Here is a 19,095-nt window from a genome sequence, read left to right as displayed (position 1 = left end):
TTTTATGTACAAATTCTAATTTATGAAATTTATTATTTAAAGAAAAGTTATTTATAATTAATAAAAGTCAAAATCAAACTTATAGGACTCAATTTTTTAGAATGGTTACATAGTTAATTAAATTATTTATATATTTTTATAAACTTAAGAGGTGATTGTAATGTTAAAACATTTTCTCGGAGGGATTCATCCTAAAGACAGCAAAGGGTATACCTCTAGTCAAGCAATTGAAATTCCACCATTGCCTTCCACTGTAATTATTCCAGTGAGCCAGCATATAGGAGCTCATTGTGAAACTATAGTTAAGGTTGGTGACAAGGTAAAAAAGGGACAAATTATAGCTAAAAGTGAAGCGTTTATGCATAGTCCAATACATGCGTCAATTTCTGGAGAGGTTGTTAGTATTACAGAAATGCCACATGCTTCATTAGTTAAATGCTTATCCGTTGTTATTAAAAATGATGGATTAGATGAATGGGTTGAAGGGCTTCCAGTAAATCGTGAATGGCAAAATTTAAATGCAGATGAAATTAGAAATATTATTAAAGAAGCAGGGATAGTTGGACTTGGCGGGGCTACTTTTCCTACTCATATTAAGCTGTCTCCTAATAAGGATAAAAAAATTGATACTTTTATTGTAAATGCGGCAGAGTGTGAGCCTTACTTAACAGCAGATTATAGAATGATGCTTGAGTATACTGAACGTATGGTTACTGGAGTTAAAATAGTAATGAAATTACTTGGTGTTAATAAATGCTTTGTAGGAATAGAAGATAATAAACCAGAAGCTGTAAAAGTAATGACAGAGGCTTTTAAAGGAACTTCTGTTGAAGTAGTAGCTTTACCTACAAAATATCCTCAAGGTGCAGAAAAAATGCTGATAAAAGTACTTACTGATCGCGAAGTTCCATCGGGTGGACTACCTATGGACGTTGGGGTTGTAGTGCAAAATGTTGGTACTACAATTGCAATTTATGATGCTGTAGTTAAAGGAATTCCATTAATAGAAAGAGTTACTACAGTTTCAGGAGATGCAATTAAGGAACCTAAAAATTTATTGTTAAGAATTGGAACAAGCTTCAAGGAAGCAATAGATTATTGTGGAGGGTTTAGTAAAACTCCTGAAAAAATAATTATGGGAGGGCCAATGATGGGATTTGCTCAATTTACCTTAGACGTACCTATAATGAAAGGTGTATCTGGTATATTGGGTTTAAGTAGCGAGGTTGTAAATTCAGGTGAAGAAGGTCCTTGCATTAGATGTGGAAGATGTGTTAATGCATGTCCTATGGGGTTAGTACCAAGTATGTTAAGCATATTAGGAGAACGTCATAGATATAAGGAAGCTAAAGAAGAATACGATTTATTAAGTTGTATAGAATGCGGAAGCTGTGTTTATACGTGTCCAGCAAAACGTAATATTGTACAATATATAAAATATTCAAAAGCACAAAATGCAAAATTAGCAAAGAAATAGGAGAGAAGGGATAAAAATGAGTTCTGAAAATATAATACAGGAAAACAAAGTCCAAGACAGCAAAGTACAAAACATTAAATCTAAGGGAATTGATGTTAACCAAAGTACTTTTACTGTTTCAGCCTCACCACATATCCGCTGTGATGAATCAATTTCAAAGATAATGTGGAATGTAAATATAGCACTAGCGCCAGCAGCTATTTTTTCTATATTTTATTTTGGTTTTCCTGCTTTAATAAATATAGTATTAGGCGTAGTATCAGCAGTTGGAGCGGAATATTTAGTTCAAAAGGTTCAGAAAAAAAAGATTACAGCATTTGATGGAAGTGCATTTTTAACAGGTCTTTTATTAGCCATGTCAGTTTCACCAAGCCTTCCACCTTATATGATAGTAATTGGTTCATTTATAGCAATTGTAATAGCTAAACATTCTATGGGAGGACTTGGATTTAACATTTTTAATCCTGCTCATATTGGAAGAGCAGCATTAATGGTGTCTTGGCCAGTTGCCATGACAACTTGGACAAGCTTAAAAACCTCAGTAGACGTTGTGACTAGTGCAACACCATTAAACATATTAAAGCAGCAAGGGTATGAAAAATTAGTTGAGACTTTTGGAAGTAATGTAGAAATGTACAAGGCAATGTTTATTGGAACAAGAAATGGGAGTTTAGGAGAAACTTCAACTATATTACTTATTATTGGAGGAGCATATCTTTTATATAAGAGATATATAAATTGGCAGATTCCTGTTTTAATGATTGGAACAGTAGGAGTACTTACTTGGATTTTTGGACCAGCAGGTTTATTTAGTGGAGATCCATTATTTCATATGATGGCTGGTGGTTTAATACTTGGAGCCTTTTTTATGGCAACAGATATGGTAACAATTCCTATAACAATGAAAGGGCAAGTAATTTTCGCAGTAGGAGCTGGAATAATAACTGTAATAATTAGATTAAAAGGTGGATATCCAGAAGGTGTTTGTTATTCAATTTTATTAATGAATGCTGTAACACCACTAATAGACCGTCTAATAAAACCAAAGAGATTTGGGGCAAGGGGGTAATAAAATGTCAGATACACATGCACACGTTAATAAAGAGGAATCTATTTTTAAAGTAGCAGTAAATTTAATATTAGCTTGTTTAGTTTCTGGAGTAATAATAGGACTAGTATATTTTGTGACAGCACCTATTGCAGTAGAAAAAAATGAAATGACAAAACAACAAGCGATGAAGGAATTAGTAACTGATGCAGAATCATTTAAAGAGGTACAAGGTAAATCAGAGTGGTTTGCAGCGGAAAAAGGCGGTAAAGTGATAGCTTATGTAGTTCCTAGTGAAACTAAGGGATATGGTGGAGCCATTAAAATGCTTGTAGCTGCTACACCAGATGGAAAGATAATTGATTATAATATATTATCTGCTAATGAGACGCCAGGTCTTGGAGATAATGCTGCAAAGGAACCTTTTAAAAGCCAATTTAAAGGGAAAAAGATAGATGATTTAATAGTAGTAAAAGACCCTTCAAATAAAGAAAATATTCAAGCAATGACAGGAGCAACTATTTCATCTAGAGCTGTAACCAAAGGTATTAAAGAAGCAGCAGAAACAGTAGTGCAGTTTACAGGAGGTAAATAATATGAAGGAATTATGGAAAATTTTTTATAAAGGTTTATTTGATGAAAATCCAATATTTATATTATCTTTAAGTCTTTGTCCAGCTTTAGCTGTTACAACCTCAGTTAAAACTGCATTAACCATGGGTTTATCAGTATTATTTGTTATTACAGCTAATAATGTAGTTGTATCTTTAACTAGAAAGCTTGTAAATGAGAAGGTTAGAGTACCAGTTTATATAACTTCAATTGCAACTATAGTAACAGTTGTAGAGCTTGTATTAAAAGCTTTTGCACCAGCGTTATATAAAGAGTTAGGGTTATATTTATCATTAATAGTAGTATTTGCAATAATACTAGCAAGAGCAGAAGTATTTGCATCAAAGAACAAGATTGTTCCATCATTTTTTGATGGACTTGGTATGGGATGTGGCTTTACTATAGCTATGGTTTCTATAGGTCTTATAAGAGAAATCCTTGGTAACGGAACAATTTTAGGATTTCAAGTATTAGGCAGTTGGTATAACCCAGCCTTAATTATGATTTTGCCTCCAGGTGCATTTATTTTAATTGGCTATATGATGGGAGCTATTAAACTTTATAATACGCGTAAGGAAGGTAAACAATTAGAAAGGAGTGAATCATAATGACTGGAATTCAAGAATATTTAACACTGTTTATAGGTTCGGTAATCGTAAATAACTTTGTATTAACAAGATTTTTAGGTCTTTGCATATTTTTTGGAGTCTCTAAAAGTCTAAATGCATCTTTAGGAATGGGGATGGCAGTTACTTCTGTTATAACACTTAGTTCAATACTTGCATGGGTAGTATATTATTTTATACTTGTGCCATTTGGATTGACATTCTTAAAAACAATAGTTTTTGTAGTTCTTATAGCAAGTTTTGTGCAGTTATTGGAGCTTATAATAAAGAAACAAGCACCTGCATTATATAATATGTGGGGAATATATCTTGTTTTAATTGCAACAAATTGTATAGTATTATCAGTTCCGATCTTAAGCGTGGAATCTAATTATCCATTTGGAATGAGTATAGTTTTTGCAATAGGGTCTGGTATGGGATTTGCACTTGCTTTAATACTTATGGCAAGTTTAAGAGAAAAATTAGCATATGCCAATGTACCTAAGGCTTTACAAGGAACTGGAGTGGCATTTATTGTAGCAGGGATGTTATCATTAGCATTTCTTGGATTTTCAGGAATGATATAATAAGTGATGTTTTAATTTAGAATGATAAGTTTTAGGCTCATTAAAAATTAAAAATGTCAAATATGGAGCATAGGAGTTTTATTTTGAATATGCTTAATTAAGGAGATGGATTAAATTATGTATACCGCGATAATGATTTTGGTGGTAATGGCAGGAATTGGAACAGTTTTTGGCTTTATTCTTGCATATGCAAATAAAAAGTTTTCAATAGAAGTAAATCCACTTATCCATGTTGTTGAGGATGTTCTTCCTAAGGGACAATGTGGTGCTTGTGGTTATGCAGGATGTGCAGCTTATGCAGAAGCTGTAGTTTTAAATCCAGAAGTTCCACCTAATTTATGTGTGCCTGGTAAAGATGCTATTGCAAAAGCAGTGGCAGAAATTACAGGAAAAGTAGCAGAGCAGGTAGAACCAAGAATAGCTCATGTTAGATGTAAAGGATCAATAGATAAAGCTGTTTTAAGTTATGAGTACAAGGGAATAAAAGATTGTACAGCAGCAAGTTTGATTCAAGGTGGTCCTAAAGGCTGTAAAAATGGATGTGTTGGTTTTGGTAATTGTGTAAATGTCTGTAATTTTGGTGCCATGACTATGGGGGAAAATGGATTACCAATTGTTAATGAGAAAAAGTGTACTGGCTGTGGAGCCTGTGAAGGTGCATGTCCAAAGATGGTAATACAAATGATGCCAGCCAATGCAATGGTAAGAGTGAATTGTAATTCTAAAGATAAAGGAGCAATTGCAAGAAAACTTTGCACCGCAGCTTGCATAGGTTGTGGTATCTGTGGAAAGAATTGTTCTTATGGAGCTATTGAAATTAAAAATAATCTTGCAGTAGTGAATACAAAGATATGTAGTGAAAAATGTCATGAAGCAACATGTTTAGCAAAATGTCCAACAGGGGCAATTAAAATGGCTGCGCAGAAACAAGCTCATGGAAATGCAATTAATTTAAAGGCTACTGTTTAATGGACAGGATTTAAATTTATATATGTTGCAATTTTAATTCTTCAAAAAATCTAAACGACTATACTTAGTTTTTATGTAATTATTTTTGCAACATATATATTATTAAATTAATGGAAATTAGGTTGTAATTTTAAATATTTATAATAGGAAAATAATAAATCTAAAAGATTACTTACCCTAAGTAATTAGCGATTTAATAACTATATTACAGGGAAAATCTTTTAGATTTATTTTTTATTTCTAAAAGATTGGAGTGAACGTATGAAAAAGATTATTTATCTATTAATAGGGTGTATTTCAATTATTCTAATTTGCATTTCATGCACAAACAGTAAAAATCAATACTATGAAAAAACTAATATAGTAATGGATACGGCAGTAACATTAAATGCTTATGGAGAAAATTCAAAGGAAGCAGTAGAAGAGAGTTTCAAAAAATTAGATGAACTTGATGAGATGGCAAGTGCAAATATCAGCACTAGTGATGTTTTTAAAATAAATGATGCTTCAGGAAAGAGTTATGTAAAAGTTCATCCTGAAATTTTAAAGATGATAAAAGCTTCGATAGAGTATTCTAAAATAAGTAATGGAGCCTTTGATATTACCTTAGGTCCAATAATGAATTTATGGGGAATAGGTACAGAAAATGAAAGATTACCTTCAGATGAAGAAATTAAAGAGAAACTTCCACTCGTAGGATATGATAAAATTAGTGTTAATGAAAATGACAGTAGTATTATGCTTCAAAAGGAAGGTATGGCCATAGATTTAGGTGGAGTAGCTAAGGGGTTAGCTGCTGATGAAGTATTAAAAATTTATAAAAAGTATAAAATTGAAAATGGACTTATTAATTTAGGATCAAGTTCTATTTATGCTATTGGAAAAAATAAAGATAAGAATGATTGGGCAGTTGGAATTAAACATCCTAGAAATGAAGATCCTAATGAATATATGGGGATAATTAAGCTATCAAATGAATCATTATCTACCTCTGGTGATTATGAAAGATGCTTTATAAAAGACAATAAAAGATATCATCATATTATAGATCCAAAGACAGGTTATCCAGTAGACAATGGTGTTATGAGTGACACTATAGTAATAGATGGAGAACTTGAAGATAATGGAATGTTGGCGGATATTCTTACTACAACAGTTTTTACACTGGGACCAGAGAAGGGATTAAAATTAATCAATAGTATGTATAAAGTGTCTTGCGAAATTACAACAGCAGACCATAAGGTTTATACATCAGATGGTTTTAAGGATAGGATTACAAAACTAAATAAAGATTTTGATTTTGCAAATTAGAAGTACCTAGGAGAAATTTATACTTAGGTAATATTTATCTCTCGATAAGACTTGATTTAATATTTTTCGTAAATAAAACCTCGCTGTAAATTTAATTTATAGTGAGGTTTTAAATTATTTTGCATTATTTTTAAAGTTTAATTCACTTATATTTAAATTCCTAAAGTAATGTAATTTAGAAAGATGTCTAACTATAAAATTTGCTGTAATGCCAATAAAAATTCCTGTCCCGATACCTGCAATTGATAAGAGAGGTAAATAAAGCATTATAGCAATATTTTCAACCATAGCAGAAGCTATAATTAATTGTCCAACATTATGAAAGAAAGCACCAGCTGCACTTACGCCTATTATACTTACCTTATCTTTAAAAAGCTCCTTAACAAGTATCATTGCACAATAACTGAGAATTGCACCAGCAACACTGTACATAAAAGTAGAGAGGCTTCCACCTATCATAGTTGCTAAGAAAAGTCTTAGTATTATCACTAAAAAAACATCTTTTTTGTTATCTAGTGTATATAATGCTACAATTGTAATTAAATTTGCTAATCCAAGCTTTGCGCCAGGTGCAATAAATGGTACAGGAATCATACTTTCAACTGAATAAAGAGCTAAAGCTTGTGATACTAAAAGACCTATAAAGACTATTCGAAATGTTTTTTTCATTTAATTCACCTCAATGTACTGGAATAATATCAATATCTTTTTCATTATTGTTACTTTTAATTTCAATCACTAATTTATGTGGAAGACAAACTAAAAGGTCACCAGGTTTTGATATAAAGCCTGATTTTACACAAATTTCATCAGGGCAGTCTGAATCTATTATTCTAATGGAAGTATCTTTTAGCTCAATTGTATTATATCCATATTTTGTTTTAACTTCTATCTCTTCTTCTCCTCTATGCTCTGATAAGAGTATTTTTTTATAAGGTTTACCGTCCAAGGTTACTTCTGCATAAGTTCCATTGTAATTTTTGCCCATCATAACTCCAAAAACTAATTCAGGAGTAAAAGATAAACATATTAATGAAATGATTATAATTATATCCCACTTTTTAAACATATTAGTTCCTTCTTTTATCTTAATTTTTATACTATATATAAATTCTAATTAATTTGCTGCATCAAAGGTGTATACAGTAAATGGTATATGTAGTTTGTTTATTGAAAAAAAATATATATTATAATTTTAATAAATAAACAAAATTAAATGACAATAATAAGTTTTAAGGTAGACTATTTTTGCACATATATAATTAAATAGTATCATTACATAAAATTAAGCGCAATAAATATATACCAAAGAAATCCAAATTAATGATATAGACTAAAAAATATATATATTATACTATATAACTTTAATTTATAACTTTTATATATTAAAATTTGCAATGTTGTGATTTAATATAAATGAAATAAACAAATTAGTGATGTATTTACATATTAACGTTGTAAGAAAGAGGGGTAGAAATGAAAGGCATAGGAGTTTTTGATATTTTAGGACCTATTATGATAGGTCCGTCAAGTTCACATACAGCGGGAGCAGCAAGGCTTGGAAAAATTGCAGGGAGTATAGCGGGCGGAAACATAGTAGAGGTAACTTTTTTACTTCATGGTTCCTTTGCAAAAACATATAAGGGGCATGGAACAGATAGAGCTTTAGTAGCTGGAATTTTAGGCATGGAACCCAGCGATGAAAGATTAAGAGATTCTCTAGATATAGCAAAAAAATCGAATATTAAATTTTTGTTTAAGGAAGCTGATTTGGGAGATGTTCATCCTAATACTGTGAAATTTGTTATGAGAACAATAGATAACAAATATTGTGAGGTAATGGGTTCATCTATTGGCGGAGGGAGTATTCAAATTATAGAAGTTAATGATAATGAAGTTGATTTCACTGGAATATATGAAACTTTAATAGTAACTCATAAAGATGCTCCAGGTGTTATTAATAGTGTAACAAGTATTCTTTATAGTGAAAATATAAATGTAGCATTTATGAGAGTTTTTAGAAATCATAAAGGGCAAGAAGCTACAATGATTTTTGAAATGGATAATAAGGTTAATGATGAAATAATAGAAAATATTAAAAAATTAGGATTGGTATATAATGTGATTTCAATAAGTCCAGCTAAAATCAGTTAATAAGTGCAAAATATATTTATGGGTGGAAAGAACAGTTTTAACAGTTGAATTTGAATTGAGAATACTAATAAGTTAATTGTTAATCAATAAGAGTTAGGAAAGGTGGAATAGTGTTTATGTTAGCAAAAACTGGAGTAGAATTATTAGAAATATGTAAAAAACATAAAATTTCATTAAGTGAATATGCAATAAGATGTGAAGTAGAGGAAAAAGGCTTAACAAGAGATGAAGTTATAGAAAAGATGAAAAAAATTTTAAAAGTTATGATTTCAGCAGCAAATGAAGGAATGGAAAAAGAGGTTTATTCTGTTAGTGGATTAATAGGTGGAGATGCTTTTAAATTATATAATTATGCTAAAGAAGGAAAAACTCTAACAGGTGATGTAACAAACCTTGCGATGGCAATGGCACTTTCCTCATCAGAAGTTAATGCTTCTATGGGAAAGATAGTGGCATGTCCAACAGCTGGTTCATGTGGTATATTGCCAGCGGTCATTTTATCAGTTGGAAAAAAACTTGAATTAGATGAAGCTGGTCTTTTAAAGGGATTATTAGCAGCTTCAGCTGTTGGAATTATTATTGGGTTAAATGCTACATTATCTGGGGCAGAAGGTGGATGTCAGGCAGAATGTGGATCAGCTTCAGCCATGGGAGCAGCAGCAGCCGTTGAAATGATGGGAGGAACTCCTGAAATGAGTTTAGATGCAGCAGCAATAATACTTAAAAATGTTTTAGGCCTTGTATGCGACCCTGTTGCAGGACTTGTTGAAATACCTTGTGCTAAGAGAAATGCCCAAGGAGCTATAACTGCTCTTTGTGCAGTTGATATGGTAATGGCAGGTGTTGCATCTAAGATTCCATTTGATGATGCCGTAAGTGCAATGTATAAGGTAGGGAAATGCTTGCCACCATCACTTAGGGAAACAGCCTTAGGAGGAGTAGCAACAACCAAGGAAGGTTTAAAACTTAAGGAAAAGGTTTTTGGAAAATAAGAACTTTGATATTAAATATTATAGTTAGAATAAACGAGGTGCAAAAAAAAATATATGATAGATTTTTTAGAGGAGAAGCACATAGATCTAGGGAGCAGGGATGTTATGGATTAGGGCTTTCTATAGTAAAATCAATAATAGATAGTAATAGTGGTAAAATTCATGTAGAAAGTGAAGTGAATGTTGGAACAACATTTTTTCTATATCTAAAATTAGCAAAGTAATTTTTAGTAGAGATTATTTCAGTAAATGAGATGGTCTCTTTTAATTTTATCTATTTTCTCAGCAAATTCTAAGCTTAAGTTAAGGGTGTATTCAGAATCACTTGTTATAATTCAAACAGTGGATTTATAAGCATATATTTTTTGGAGGTGATTAATATAAGTGCTATAAGCATTCAATTATTAATAATCACAATTATAGTAGGAATGATTTTAATTTTTATATTTATTAGTGGAAAGCGTGAAAAAATAGAAGCTGCAAAAAGCAGTTATGTTTTAGGAACAGTAATAAATTTAAAGGCATTTGGAAATAAGGCTGAGAAGGCAATAAATAAAGCAATTGAAAGATTAAATAACATTGATAATAAAATGTCGGTATTTAAAGAGAAAAGTTATATATCAAAAATAAATTCTAAGGCAGGATTTGGTATAGAATCTGTAAGTAAAGATACTTATTTTGTAGTAAAAAAGGCAGTTGAATATAGCAGAATATTAGAGGGAGCTTTTGACCCAACAATAAGACCTTTAGTAAAGCTTTGGAATATAGGTGCTAATAAAGAAATAGTTCCTGAGAAACTTAAAATAGAAGAAGCTTTAAGGTATGTAAATTATAATGATGTTATTTTGGATGAAAGTAATCATAAAATAATGCTAAAAAATAAAAATCAGGCATTGGATGTTGGAGGAATAGCTAAAGGATTTGCAGCTGATGAAGTAAGAGATATTTTCTATAAATATAATATAAAAAGTGCTCTAATTGATCTTGGTGGTAATATTTTTGCTCTTGGAAGTAAGGAAGATGGAACTCCTTGGAGAATTGGCATTCAAAATCCATTTGAATCTAGAGGAGAATTCGTTGGAATATTAAGTGTAAAAAATAAATCAGTAGTTACATCAGGAAATTATGAAAGATATTTTATTAAAGATGGAGAAAGATTTCACCATATAATAGATCCTCAAACAGGATATCCATCACAAAGTAAAATTATAAGTGCAACTATTATATCAGATAATTCAATTGATGGAGATGGATTATCAACAGGAGCATATATTCTTGACATAGATAAATCCTTGAAAATTATAGAAGAAATAGAAGGAATAGATGCAATATTTATAACTGAAGATAAAAATGTATATACAACATCAGGGATTGATAAAAATATTTTTACATTAACAGATGAGGAATTCACTTCAGTTAACAGTTAAGATATTAAGGCAGAAGCTGAATATTATATAAGGATAAAGTCTTACTTTCACATAGATTAGTTAAGCTTTGGAAAACAAATATGATGTTTATATTCCGTCCGACATACGAATTTTTATTTTAAGATTTTTTATAATTTAACGATTAAAAAGGAGCAATAAAGATGAATAAGAAAATAAAAAAATCACAGGTTTTGAGGCATGTTATACAATTTATTTTGTTTTTAACATTACCTGGATTATATGCAATGACTTTTAGTGAAGTAAAAACAGTTTATCAAATTATCATTAAAGGGAATTTTAACTTTATTCAGGCATTTCCAAGTTTAGTGGAATTTACAGCAGTTATGGTTTTAACAATAGTAATGGGAAGATGGTTTTGTGGATGGTTATGTGCATTTGGAGCATATAATGATTTAGTGTATTTTATATCAAAAAAAATATTTAAGAGCAAATTCAAAGTAGATGAAAAAGTTGACTCAATATTAAAATATGCAAAATATGTAATATTAGTACTTATAATAATTATTTCTTGGACAATAGGAAGCAGTATTTTAGAGAGTACAAGTCCATGGGATGCTTTTGGACAAATAACTGATATATCTAATATTTTTTCTAGTTTGCTTATTGGATTAATACTTTTAGTTTTAATTACTATAGGAGCTGCTTTCATTGAAAGATTTTTCTGTAGATATTTATGTCCTTTAGGAGCAATATTTTCTATAATTTCAAAGATTGGAATAGTAAAAATTAATAAGCCTAAAGCTGATTGTGGAAAATGTAGAGCTTGTACAATAAATTGTTCAATGGGATTAAACCTATATAAAGTAGATGAAGTTCGTGGTGGAGATTGTATAAACTGTTTAAAATGTACAGAAGTATGTCCTAGAAGTAATGCTAATGTAAATATACTTGGACAAGATGTAAATCAAAATCTAGCAGGTTCTGTAGCAATGGCTACAATACTTGGAGTTTATGGATTATCAAATTTTGGTGCAAATGCTTTAACTAATTCAGGTGTAATTTCAAACCAAACTGGCATTTCTAGCAGTACAGCTCTAAACAGTGCAGCAGAGTATAAAGATGGAACCTATACAGGAAGCGGTATAGGGTTTAAAGGAAGAACAACAAAAGTTTCAGTTACTATAGCTGATGGAAAAATAATTAAGATAGAAACTTTATCATATGGAGATGATCGTCAATATTATGAAAAAGCAGGAGATGGTGTAACAAAAAGCATAATTTCAAAACAATCAACATTAGTGGATACAGTTTCAGGAGCTACTTATAGTTCAAAGGGAATAATGAGTGCAGTAGCAAATGCTTTAAATCAAGCAAAATAATAAAACTCTTTAAGATAATCACTTTACAATGAGATAGATTCATTGAAAGTGGTTGTTTTTTATACCTTAAATTAAATTAAAGTAATTTAAAGAGAACATTTGTAGAATTTGTTAATATAATAATTTAAAGATTTATAATATTACAGGAGTATGAGATAAATGCCAAGCAAAAATAAAACTAGAAGTAAAGCTAATTCAAATTATAAGACAACAATAATTCCGGTAAAGAGAGTTAAAGCAAAGAAAGATAATATTTTAATCGAAGTTGCTAAAGATCAAATCATAGGAGAATTTATTAATGGTTTTCAAGTAATAAAACCTGTCAAAAGATATGGTAAATATTATGTGTTAGTGAAAAATAAGTAGAAAATACAATTTTAATAAAATGCGTATAAGTTAGAATCTTAAGTTAAAAAGTAAGGAATAAGTAAAAAAAGGTGAATTTTATATTTTTTTACACATTGAAATTATTATTACAAAAATATATAATAATTGAATCATATAAAATATATAACAGAGGTGTAAAATGAATAAAATCACGAGTAATTTAAAGTTTAGAATGAACAAATTAACATTATTTTTAGTTTGTATGGTGTTATATTTAGGAATTATACCTACAATATATGCATATGCATATGAAACTAAGCTTATAAAAACACATAATGGAATCATAAATACTAGACAAATTGGAGAAAATGGACCTTCAGTAGTTTTTGAAACTGGATATGAAGATGCACTTGTATCAGAGGAAAATCAGGATACTTGGAATGGCATTCAAGATGCAGCTGCTAAGTATGCAACAACAATCGCATATGATAGATTCGGTCTTGGGAAAAGTAGTGATATAGGAAATATGCCAAGCTTAACTAAGGAACAGGAGCAGACAGTTCTTGATGGAGGTAATATAAAATATAATCAAAACTGTTTTAATGGACAATATAAAACTCCTAGAGACAAAGCAATAAATTTACATGATCTATTAAGAGAAGCTAAATTTAAAAAGCCTTATGTATTAGTAGCACATTCTGTAGGTAGTTTCACAGCAATAGAATTTGCAAAAATGTATAAGGCGGAGTTAGCTGGAATTATAATGTTAGATGGAACATTTCCAGCGTTAAATAGAGAGTTATATAAGTGGGAAAAAGATAACATGCCAGATTTAGCAAAAAACTATACGGATCAATTTAGTGACCCTGATGGGAATGCAGATGAAATATTAATTGGTGGATTACAATGTGAAAAAGATTTGAAAAGTTTAAATAATATTCCAATTTTATATTTGCAAGCTTCTGAAACAGAAATGGGCAAAGAAGTTGATCAAATATGGGAAAATGGTGTTATTAATATGATTTCTAATAGTAAATTTTCCCAAAGAGTTGTTGTTCCAAATTCAACACATTATGTTTACAGAAGTAATCCTGAATTTGTAAATAATCAAATTAAGAATTTTATTAATAAAATCAATATAAAGTAGTTAATCAAATTATGAAATTATATTTTAATTAAAATTATGTTATCCTTGACGGTTTAAAATTAATGTTATATTCTTAATATTATAAAAGATAAATTTAAAATTGAATAACTAGGGGAGCTAATATTTTGGCTGAGATTGGAAAGATTGATTTCCTAGACTCTTATAACCTGATTTGGTTAATACCAACGTAGGGAAGTATATTAATATCGTTTTATTGTTTATGCATGATTTATTGATGTATCCCTTAGGGATACATTTTTTTGCGTAAAAATAATTTAATTTTAACTTTTTAAACCTAGTCAGGTTATAATTTCGCAAGTCAAGGCAGTAGTTATTCTATTAATTTTAAGGGGGAAGACTTTAAATGAAAGAGAAAAGTAAAGCACAAAAAATCGCACTAAGCGGTGTATTAATTGGTATTGCAGTTATTTTTGGAACATTTTCAATACCAATTGGAGGAGCAAAAATATCACCAATACAACATTTTGTGAATGTAGTAGGGGCAATAACACTTGGACCAGTCTATGCAGTTTTAAATGCATTAGCTACATCAATTATAAGAAATATTATGGGAACAGGAAGTTTATTAGCATTTCCAGGAAGTATGGCAGGTGCACTTGTGGCAGGAATTCTTTATAGGAAAATTAGAAAGCCAATAATAGCTGTATTAGGTGAAGTGATTGGAACAGGGGTACTTGGAGCATTACTGGCTTATCCAGTAGCAACACTACTTTTAGGTAAAGAAGTAGCATTTGTTGCATACATAATTCCATTTACAATGAGTTGCAGTTTTGGAGCCGTTATAGCATATTTCTTTGTGAAAATTCCTATAATAACGAAGACATTAATAAATAATGAGTCGCCTATTAATGATAAAGATTCTAAAAATACTAACACAATTTAAATATGAAGATTGGATTATATATTATTAAGAAATAAGCAAACTATATGTATTCAAATGTAAAAATAATAATACATAATAACGAGAACTACCAGAAACTATTAATAAATATATTTATATATTAAAGATTAAATTTTATTGTATATATGTTGCAATTAGAAATTTAGATGGACTTAAGTACTTTGGTAAAAAATTTATGAAAGTATAATTTTGCAACATATATGTTAGGAAGAAAGGATGATTTTATGTTTAGAGCATTAACTATCGCAGGATCAGATACTTGTGGGGGTGCGGGAATCCAAGCTGATTTAAAGTCTTTTTCAGCTAATGGAGTTTATGGAATGAGTGTTATCACAGCTGTAACGGTTCAAAATACTATTGGAGTTTTTGGAATTCAAGATATAAATCCAGAAATAATTGAGGGACAAATTGATGTTATTTTTGAAGATATTAGAGTTGATGCTATTAAAATAGGCATGGTATCACAAATTTCATCTATTAAAGCAATAGCAAAAGCTTTAAAAAAAGTTGAAAAACTGCCTCAAATAGTTTTAGATCCAGTTATGATCTCAAAAAGTGGATTTAATTTATTATCAAAGGATGCAAAGGATACTTTAGTGAATGAATTATTTCCTTTAGCGACATTAATCACTCCTAATTTACCAGAAGCAGAAGAAATCTTAGGAATAGAAATAAAAACTCTAGAGGAAATGAAAGAGGCTTCATTAAAGCTTAAAGATCTTGGTCCCAAGGCTGTTTTAATTAAAGGTGGTCATTTAGAGGGCGAAGCTACAGATTTATTGTTTGATGGTAAAGAATTTATAGTATTACCACAAGAAAGAATTAATACAACTCATACTCATGGAACAGGATGTACTTTATCATCTGCTATAGCAGCTAATCTTGCTAAAAATATGAGTATGGAAGAAGCGGTGAGAGAGGGGAAGAGATATATAACTATTGCGATTGAACATGGTTTTAATCTTGGAAAAGGTGTTGGACCTACTAATCATTTTTATGAGCTTTATAAGAAAGCAGGAATTTAAAATAGTTAACAATTAAGAATTAAAGCAAAAAAAGCAAGGCTTTTCTTAAAAAAAGATGTTTTTGAAAAATATCTAGTGATAAGAGAAAAATCTAATTTTATATTTTGATACAAAAATGGGGGAAGAAAGAAATGAATTATAAAACACAAATAGAAGCAGCTAAAAAAGGTGTAGTTACTAAAGAAATGAAAGTAGTAGCTAAGAAAGAAAATATTTCAGAAGAAAAATTAATGAAACTTGTAGCAGAAGGTAAGGTAGTTATTCCAGCCAATATTAATCATAAATCACTTAGTCCAGAAGGTATTGGTGATGGACTTAAAACAAAGATAAATGTAAACTTAGGTATTTCAGGAGATTCTGTTGACTATTGCAGAGAAATGGAAAAAGTAAAAATGGCAATTGATTTTGGGGCTGAGGCCATAATGGATTTAAGTAATTATGGAAAGACTCAAGAGTTTAGAGAAAAGCTTATAGAATATTCTCCAGCTATTATAGGTACGGTTCCAATGTATGATGCAATAGGGTATCTTGAAAAAGATCTTTTAAATATAAAGGCAGAAGACTTTCTTGATGTGGTTAGAGCTCATGCTAAAGTTGGAGTTGATTTTGTCACTATTCATGCTGGAATAAATAAAAGAACAGTTGAATTATTTAAAGAAGATAAGAGAAGATTAAATATTGTATCTCGTGGAGGATCGTTATTATTTGCATGGATGGAAATGACAGGAAATGAAAATCCATTTTATGAATATTATGATGAATTACTTGAAATCCTAAGAGAATGCGATGTGACAATAAGTCTTGGAGATGCAATGAGACCAGGTTGTATTGATGATTCAACTGATGCGGGTCAAATTACAGAACTTATAGAATTAGGTTTACTCACAAAGAGGGCTTGGGCAAAGGATGTTCAAGTTATGATTGAAGGACCTGGACATATGGCTATGAATGAAATTGCTGCTAACATGCAAATTGAAAAAAGATTATGCCATGGTGCGCCATTTTATGTATTAGGACCTTTAGTTACTGACATTGCTCCAGGATATGATCATATTACCTCAGCTATTGGTGGAGCTATTGCAGCAACACATGGAGCAAATTTCCTTTGTTATGTAACACCAGCTGAACATTTAAGACTTCCAGATTTATCAGATGTTAAAGAAGGGATTATAGCATCAAAGATTGCAGCACATGCAGCAGATATAGCTAATGGACTTCCAGGAGCAAGAGATAGAGACAATGCTATGGCAGATGCTCGTCAAAAACTTGATTGGGAAGAAATGTTCAACATTGCTATTGATGGTAAGAAAGCTAGAGAATATTTTGAAAGTATACCACCAGAAGATCAACATAGCTGTTCTATGTGTGGAAAAATGTGTGCAGTAAGAACAACTAATAGAATATTAAAAGGTGAAAAAGTAGAGTTATTGGAACAAGAAGTAAAAGAAGGTTTATTTTAAAATGCTTAGAAAGTAATCAAAGAAATGTCTATAGCTTTTCAAAAAATAGAAAGCTATAAGCTTTCAACTTTATATTGTAAAGTGTAAAATTTTCAATCTTGGAGATTTTACATCTAAAGAAAGGAATGGATATAATTATGGAAAAGGAAATAGTTATAAAGATAAGCAATTTACTAAATGAGGTTAGGAATAAGAAGCCACTTGTACATAATATAACAAATTATGTTACTGTTAATGATTGCGCAAATATATTACTTGCTTTAGGAGCATCACCAATTATGGCTGATGATATTAAGGAAGCAGCAGATATTACTAAAATTTCATCTGCTCTTGTAATAAATATTGGTACTTTAAATGAAAGAACAATTGAATCTATGATTGCATCAGGAAAGATGGCAAATGAATTAAACCTTCCAGTTGTATTTGATCCAGTAGGAGCAGGAGCATCAGAGTTTAGAAATGCAACTACTAAAAGGATATTAGAAGAAGTTAAAATAAATGTTTTACGCGGAAATATGTCTGAAATTAAATTTATAAGTGGTTTAGAAGTTTCAACTAAAGGAGTTGATGCATCTGAAAGTGATCTTAAAAGTGGAAATGATGAAGGTATTAAAATATGCAAAAACTTAGCTGATAAGCTTAAGTGTACAGTTGCAATTACTGGTGCAACTGATATTGTTTCAGATGGAAAAAGGGTAGCTATACTTGAAAATGGAACTAAGATGCTTGCAAATGTTACAGGAACAGGGTGTATGACAACCTCCTTAATAGCAGCATTTTGTGGTGCGGGATTGGATTATTTTATAGGAGCAGTTTCTGGCATTACTGCTATGGGTGTTTCTGGGGAAATTGCTTTTGAAAAAGCAGGAGAAATAGGAACAGGAAGTTTTCATATAGCAATTATAGATGCTATAAGTAATTTGAATTCTGAGATAATTAAAAATATGGCTAAGGTTCAATTTTACAGCTAATTTGAGGAGGAAAATTTAATGAAGGTTAAAATAGATTATAGTATCTATCTTGTAACAGATAGAGATTTAATGAGTACTAAAACTTTAGAAGAAGCTGTAGAACAAGCACTAATTGGAGGCTGTACTTTAGTCCAATTAAGAGAAAAAGATTGTTCATCTCTTGATTTTTATAATACTGCAGTAAAGGTGAAAAAAATAACAGATAAATATGATGTACCATTATTAATAAATGATAGATTAGATATTGCTCTTGCAGTTGATGCGGCTGGAGTTCATGTAGGTCAAAGTGATCTTCCGGTTCCAGTAGTTAGAAAAATCATTGGAGAAGATAAGATTATTGGAATTTCAACAGGGACTCTTGAAGAAGCTCTTCAGGGACAAAAAGATGGAGCTGATTATTTAGGCGTTGGTGCAATGTATGCAACTGGGACTAAAAAGGATGCCAATCTAACTTCAATAGAAGAGTTAAAAAAAATAAGAGAAAATATATCTTTGCCTATAGTTGTAATAGGAGGAATCAATAAAGAAAGAATTAAGGATTTTGAAGGCTCTGGTATTGATGGACTTGCAATAGTTTCTGCTATTATTGCTCAAAAGGATATTGTTGAAGCTGCAAGGGAATTTAAAACCATATTTACGAGTATGTATAAGAATATTCACATTGAAGATTAATTGTGTTAGAATAGGGATAGCAAACAGGAAGTATAGCAATATGTTTATA

Annotated in this window: 20 protein-coding genes, 1 pseudogene and 1 riboswitch; of the genes and pseudogenes, 19 read left to right on the top strand and 2 right to left on the bottom strand. The window is 30.5% G+C overall.

The window, feature by feature from the left end:
• The first annotated feature begins 160 nt into the window (after positions 1 to 160).
• The 7 genes from rsxC to CLPUN_RS01865 all read left to right on the top strand — a co-directional run bounded on the left by rsxC (position 161) and on the right by CLPUN_RS01865 (position 6,609).
• The gene (gene rsxC, locus CLPUN_RS01895; protein WP_077845683.1) at positions 161 to 1,477 is read left to right on the top strand and encodes an electron transport complex subunit RsxC; all 1,317 of its coding nucleotides are present in this window, start codon (positions 161 to 163) and stop codon (positions 1,475 to 1,477) included.
• A 16-nt stretch (positions 1,478 to 1,493) separates the two neighbouring features.
• The gene (locus tag CLPUN_RS01890) at positions 1,494 to 2,546 is read left to right on the top strand and encodes an RnfABCDGE type electron transport complex subunit D (protein WP_077845682.1); all 1,053 of its coding nucleotides are present in this window, start codon (positions 1,494 to 1,496) and stop codon (positions 2,544 to 2,546) included.
• Between the two features lie 4 nt (positions 2,547 to 2,550).
• On the top strand, positions 2,551 to 3,120 hold the full coding sequence (locus CLPUN_RS01885) for an RnfABCDGE type electron transport complex subunit G (RefSeq protein ID WP_077845681.1): 570 nt from the start codon (positions 2,551 to 2,553) through the stop codon (positions 3,118 to 3,120).
• A 1-nt stretch (position 3,121) separates the two neighbouring features.
• Entirely contained in the window at positions 3,122 to 3,745 is a 624-nt protein-coding gene (gene rsxE, locus CLPUN_RS01880; protein WP_077845680.1) for an electron transport complex subunit RsxE, read from the top strand.
• An 8-nt stretch (positions 3,746 to 3,753) separates the two neighbouring features.
• Positions 3,754 to 4,329: an electron transport complex protein RnfA gene (locus CLPUN_RS01875; RefSeq protein WP_077845742.1), complete on the top strand. Its 576-nt coding sequence runs from the start codon at positions 3,754 to 3,756 to the stop codon at positions 4,327 to 4,329.
• Between the two features lie 117 nt (positions 4,330 to 4,446).
• Positions 4,447 to 5,298, top strand: a complete 852-nt coding sequence (rnfB, locus tag CLPUN_RS01870) for an RnfABCDGE type electron transport complex subunit B (protein WP_077845679.1) — start codon at positions 4,447 to 4,449, stop codon at positions 5,296 to 5,298.
• A gap of 261 nt (positions 5,299 to 5,559) precedes the next feature.
• Positions 5,560 to 6,609, top strand: coding sequence for an FAD:protein FMN transferase (locus CLPUN_RS01865; protein WP_077845678.1), 1,050 nt, complete (start codon positions 5,560 to 5,562; stop codon positions 6,607 to 6,609).
• Positions 6,610 to 6,723: 114 nt separating this feature from the next.
• Here the strand turns inward: CLPUN_RS01865 and CLPUN_RS01860 are convergent, their stop codons facing one another.
• Together CLPUN_RS01860 and CLPUN_RS01855 are read right to left on the bottom strand one after the other, a co-directional pair.
• Positions 6,724 to 7,278 carry a Gx transporter family protein gene (locus CLPUN_RS01860; RefSeq protein ID WP_077845677.1) on the bottom strand — a complete coding sequence of 185 codons (555 nt, stop codon included), beginning with the start codon at positions 7,276 to 7,278 and terminating at the stop codon, positions 6,724 to 6,726.
• Positions 7,279 to 7,288: 10 nt separating this feature from the next.
• The gene (locus CLPUN_RS01855; RefSeq protein WP_077845676.1) at positions 7,289 to 7,678 is read right to left on the bottom strand and encodes a NusG domain II-containing protein; all 390 of its coding nucleotides are present in this window, start codon (positions 7,676 to 7,678) and stop codon (positions 7,289 to 7,291) included.
• A gap of 407 nt (positions 7,679 to 8,085) precedes the next feature.
• Here CLPUN_RS01855 and sdaAB point away from each other — a divergent pair, with 407 nt between their 5' ends.
• From sdaAB to thiE, 12 genes and pseudogenes are all read left to right on the top strand, one after another.
• On the top strand, positions 8,086 to 8,763 hold the full coding sequence (gene sdaAB, locus CLPUN_RS01850) for an L-serine ammonia-lyase, iron-sulfur-dependent subunit beta (protein ID WP_077845675.1): 678 nt from the start codon (positions 8,086 to 8,088) through the stop codon (positions 8,761 to 8,763).
• 116 nt (positions 8,764 to 8,879) lie between these two features.
• On the top strand, positions 8,880 to 9,755 hold the full coding sequence (sdaAA, locus tag CLPUN_RS01845) for an L-serine ammonia-lyase, iron-sulfur-dependent, subunit alpha (protein ID WP_077845674.1): 876 nt from the start codon (positions 8,880 to 8,882) through the stop codon (positions 9,753 to 9,755).
• Between the two features lie 47 nt (positions 9,756 to 9,802).
• Positions 9,803 to 9,979, top strand: a pseudogene (locus CLPUN_RS01840) (ATP-binding protein); the annotation flags it as partial.
• A gap of 147 nt (positions 9,980 to 10,126) precedes the next feature.
• A complete protein-coding gene (locus CLPUN_RS01835) occupies positions 10,127 to 11,182 on the top strand; it encodes an FAD:protein FMN transferase (protein WP_077845741.1) in 1,056 nt (351 codons plus the stop codon).
• Positions 11,183 to 11,343: 161 nt separating this feature from the next.
• Complete coding sequence (locus CLPUN_RS01830) at positions 11,344 to 12,522, top strand: 4Fe-4S binding protein (protein ID WP_077845673.1); 1,179 nt, start codon at positions 11,344 to 11,346, stop codon at positions 12,520 to 12,522.
• Positions 12,523 to 12,681: 159 nt separating this feature from the next.
• On the top strand, positions 12,682 to 12,888 hold the full coding sequence (locus CLPUN_RS01825) for a hypothetical protein (RefSeq protein ID WP_077845672.1): 207 nt from the start codon (positions 12,682 to 12,684) through the stop codon (positions 12,886 to 12,888).
• 160 nt (positions 12,889 to 13,048) lie between these two features.
• Positions 13,049 to 13,996 (top strand): alpha/beta fold hydrolase, encoded by a 948-nt coding sequence (locus CLPUN_RS01820; RefSeq protein ID WP_077845671.1) that lies wholly within the window; start codon positions 13,049 to 13,051, stop codon positions 13,994 to 13,996.
• Between the two features lie 100 nt (positions 13,997 to 14,096).
• Positions 14,097 to 14,207, top strand: a riboswitch (TPP riboswitch).
• Positions 14,208 to 14,360: 153 nt separating this feature from the next.
• Positions 14,361 to 14,900: an energy coupling factor transporter S component ThiW gene (gene thiW / locus CLPUN_RS01815; RefSeq protein WP_077845670.1), complete on the top strand. Its 540-nt coding sequence runs from the start codon at positions 14,361 to 14,363 to the stop codon at positions 14,898 to 14,900.
• A 242-nt stretch (positions 14,901 to 15,142) separates the two neighbouring features.
• A complete protein-coding gene (thiD, locus tag CLPUN_RS01810; RefSeq protein WP_077845669.1) occupies positions 15,143 to 15,943 on the top strand; it encodes a bifunctional hydroxymethylpyrimidine kinase/phosphomethylpyrimidine kinase in 801 nt (266 codons plus the stop codon).
• A 131-nt stretch (positions 15,944 to 16,074) separates the two neighbouring features.
• Positions 16,075 to 17,403, top strand: coding sequence for a phosphomethylpyrimidine synthase ThiC (gene thiC / locus CLPUN_RS01805; RefSeq protein ID WP_077845668.1), 1,329 nt, complete (start codon positions 16,075 to 16,077; stop codon positions 17,401 to 17,403).
• A gap of 137 nt (positions 17,404 to 17,540) precedes the next feature.
• Positions 17,541 to 18,374 carry a hydroxyethylthiazole kinase gene (thiM, locus tag CLPUN_RS01800; protein WP_077845740.1) on the top strand — a complete coding sequence of 278 codons (834 nt, stop codon included), beginning with the start codon at positions 17,541 to 17,543 and terminating at the stop codon, positions 18,372 to 18,374.
• 18 nt (positions 18,375 to 18,392) lie between these two features.
• Positions 18,393 to 19,046 (top strand): thiamine phosphate synthase, encoded by a 654-nt coding sequence (thiE, locus tag CLPUN_RS01795; protein ID WP_077845667.1) that lies wholly within the window; start codon positions 18,393 to 18,395, stop codon positions 19,044 to 19,046.
• Positions 19,047 to 19,095 lie beyond the last annotated feature (49 nt).

Source organism: Clostridium puniceum (assembly GCF_002006345.1).
In the GTDB taxonomy this organism is placed as follows: domain Bacteria; phylum Bacillota; class Clostridia; order Clostridiales; family Clostridiaceae; genus Clostridium; species Clostridium puniceum.
Note: the sequence above shows the minus strand (reverse complement) of the source record. Positions and strands in the feature narration are given on the sequence as shown.

Coding starts and splice junctions, on each gene's coding strand:
- thiW (WP_077845670.1), top strand. CDS start 14,361: ATGAAAGAGAAAAGTAAAGCACAAAAAATCGCACTAAGCGGTGTATTA.
- CLPUN_RS01885 (WP_077845681.1), top strand. CDS start 2,551: ATGTCAGATACACATGCACACGTTAATAAAGAGGAATCTATTTTTAAA.
- thiD (WP_077845669.1), top strand. CDS start 15,143: ATGTTTAGAGCATTAACTATCGCAGGATCAGATACTTGTGGGGGTGCG.
- CLPUN_RS01860 (WP_077845677.1), bottom strand. CDS start 7,278: ATGAAAAAAACATTTCGAATAGTCTTTATAGGTCTTTTAGTATCACAA.
- sdaAB (WP_077845675.1), top strand. CDS start 8,086: ATGAAAGGCATAGGAGTTTTTGATATTTTAGGACCTATTATGATAGGT.
- CLPUN_RS01825 (WP_077845672.1), top strand. CDS start 12,682: ATGCCAAGCAAAAATAAAACTAGAAGTAAAGCTAATTCAAATTATAAG.
- thiE (WP_077845667.1), top strand. CDS start 18,393: ATGAAGGTTAAAATAGATTATAGTATCTATCTTGTAACAGATAGAGAT.
- thiM (WP_077845740.1), top strand. CDS start 17,541: ATGGAAAAGGAAATAGTTATAAAGATAAGCAATTTACTAAATGAGGTT.
- rsxC (WP_077845683.1), top strand. CDS start 161: ATGTTAAAACATTTTCTCGGAGGGATTCATCCTAAAGACAGCAAAGGG.
- CLPUN_RS01830 (WP_077845673.1), top strand. CDS start 11,344: ATGAATAAGAAAATAAAAAAATCACAGGTTTTGAGGCATGTTATACAA.
- CLPUN_RS01890 (WP_077845682.1), top strand. CDS start 1,494: ATGAGTTCTGAAAATATAATACAGGAAAACAAAGTCCAAGACAGCAAA.
- rnfB (WP_077845679.1), top strand. CDS start 4,447: ATGTATACCGCGATAATGATTTTGGTGGTAATGGCAGGAATTGGAACA.
- CLPUN_RS01865 (WP_077845678.1), top strand. CDS start 5,560: ATGAAAAAGATTATTTATCTATTAATAGGGTGTATTTCAATTATTCTA.
- thiC (WP_077845668.1), top strand. CDS start 16,075: ATGAATTATAAAACACAAATAGAAGCAGCTAAAAAAGGTGTAGTTACT.
- rsxE (WP_077845680.1), top strand. CDS start 3,122: ATGAAGGAATTATGGAAAATTTTTTATAAAGGTTTATTTGATGAAAAT.
- CLPUN_RS01820 (WP_077845671.1), top strand. CDS start 13,049: ATGAATAAAATCACGAGTAATTTAAAGTTTAGAATGAACAAATTAACA.
- sdaAA (WP_077845674.1), top strand. CDS start 8,880: ATGTTAGCAAAAACTGGAGTAGAATTATTAGAAATATGTAAAAAACAT.
- CLPUN_RS01855 (WP_077845676.1), bottom strand. CDS start 7,678: ATGTTTAAAAAGTGGGATATAATTATAATCATTTCATTAATATGTTTA.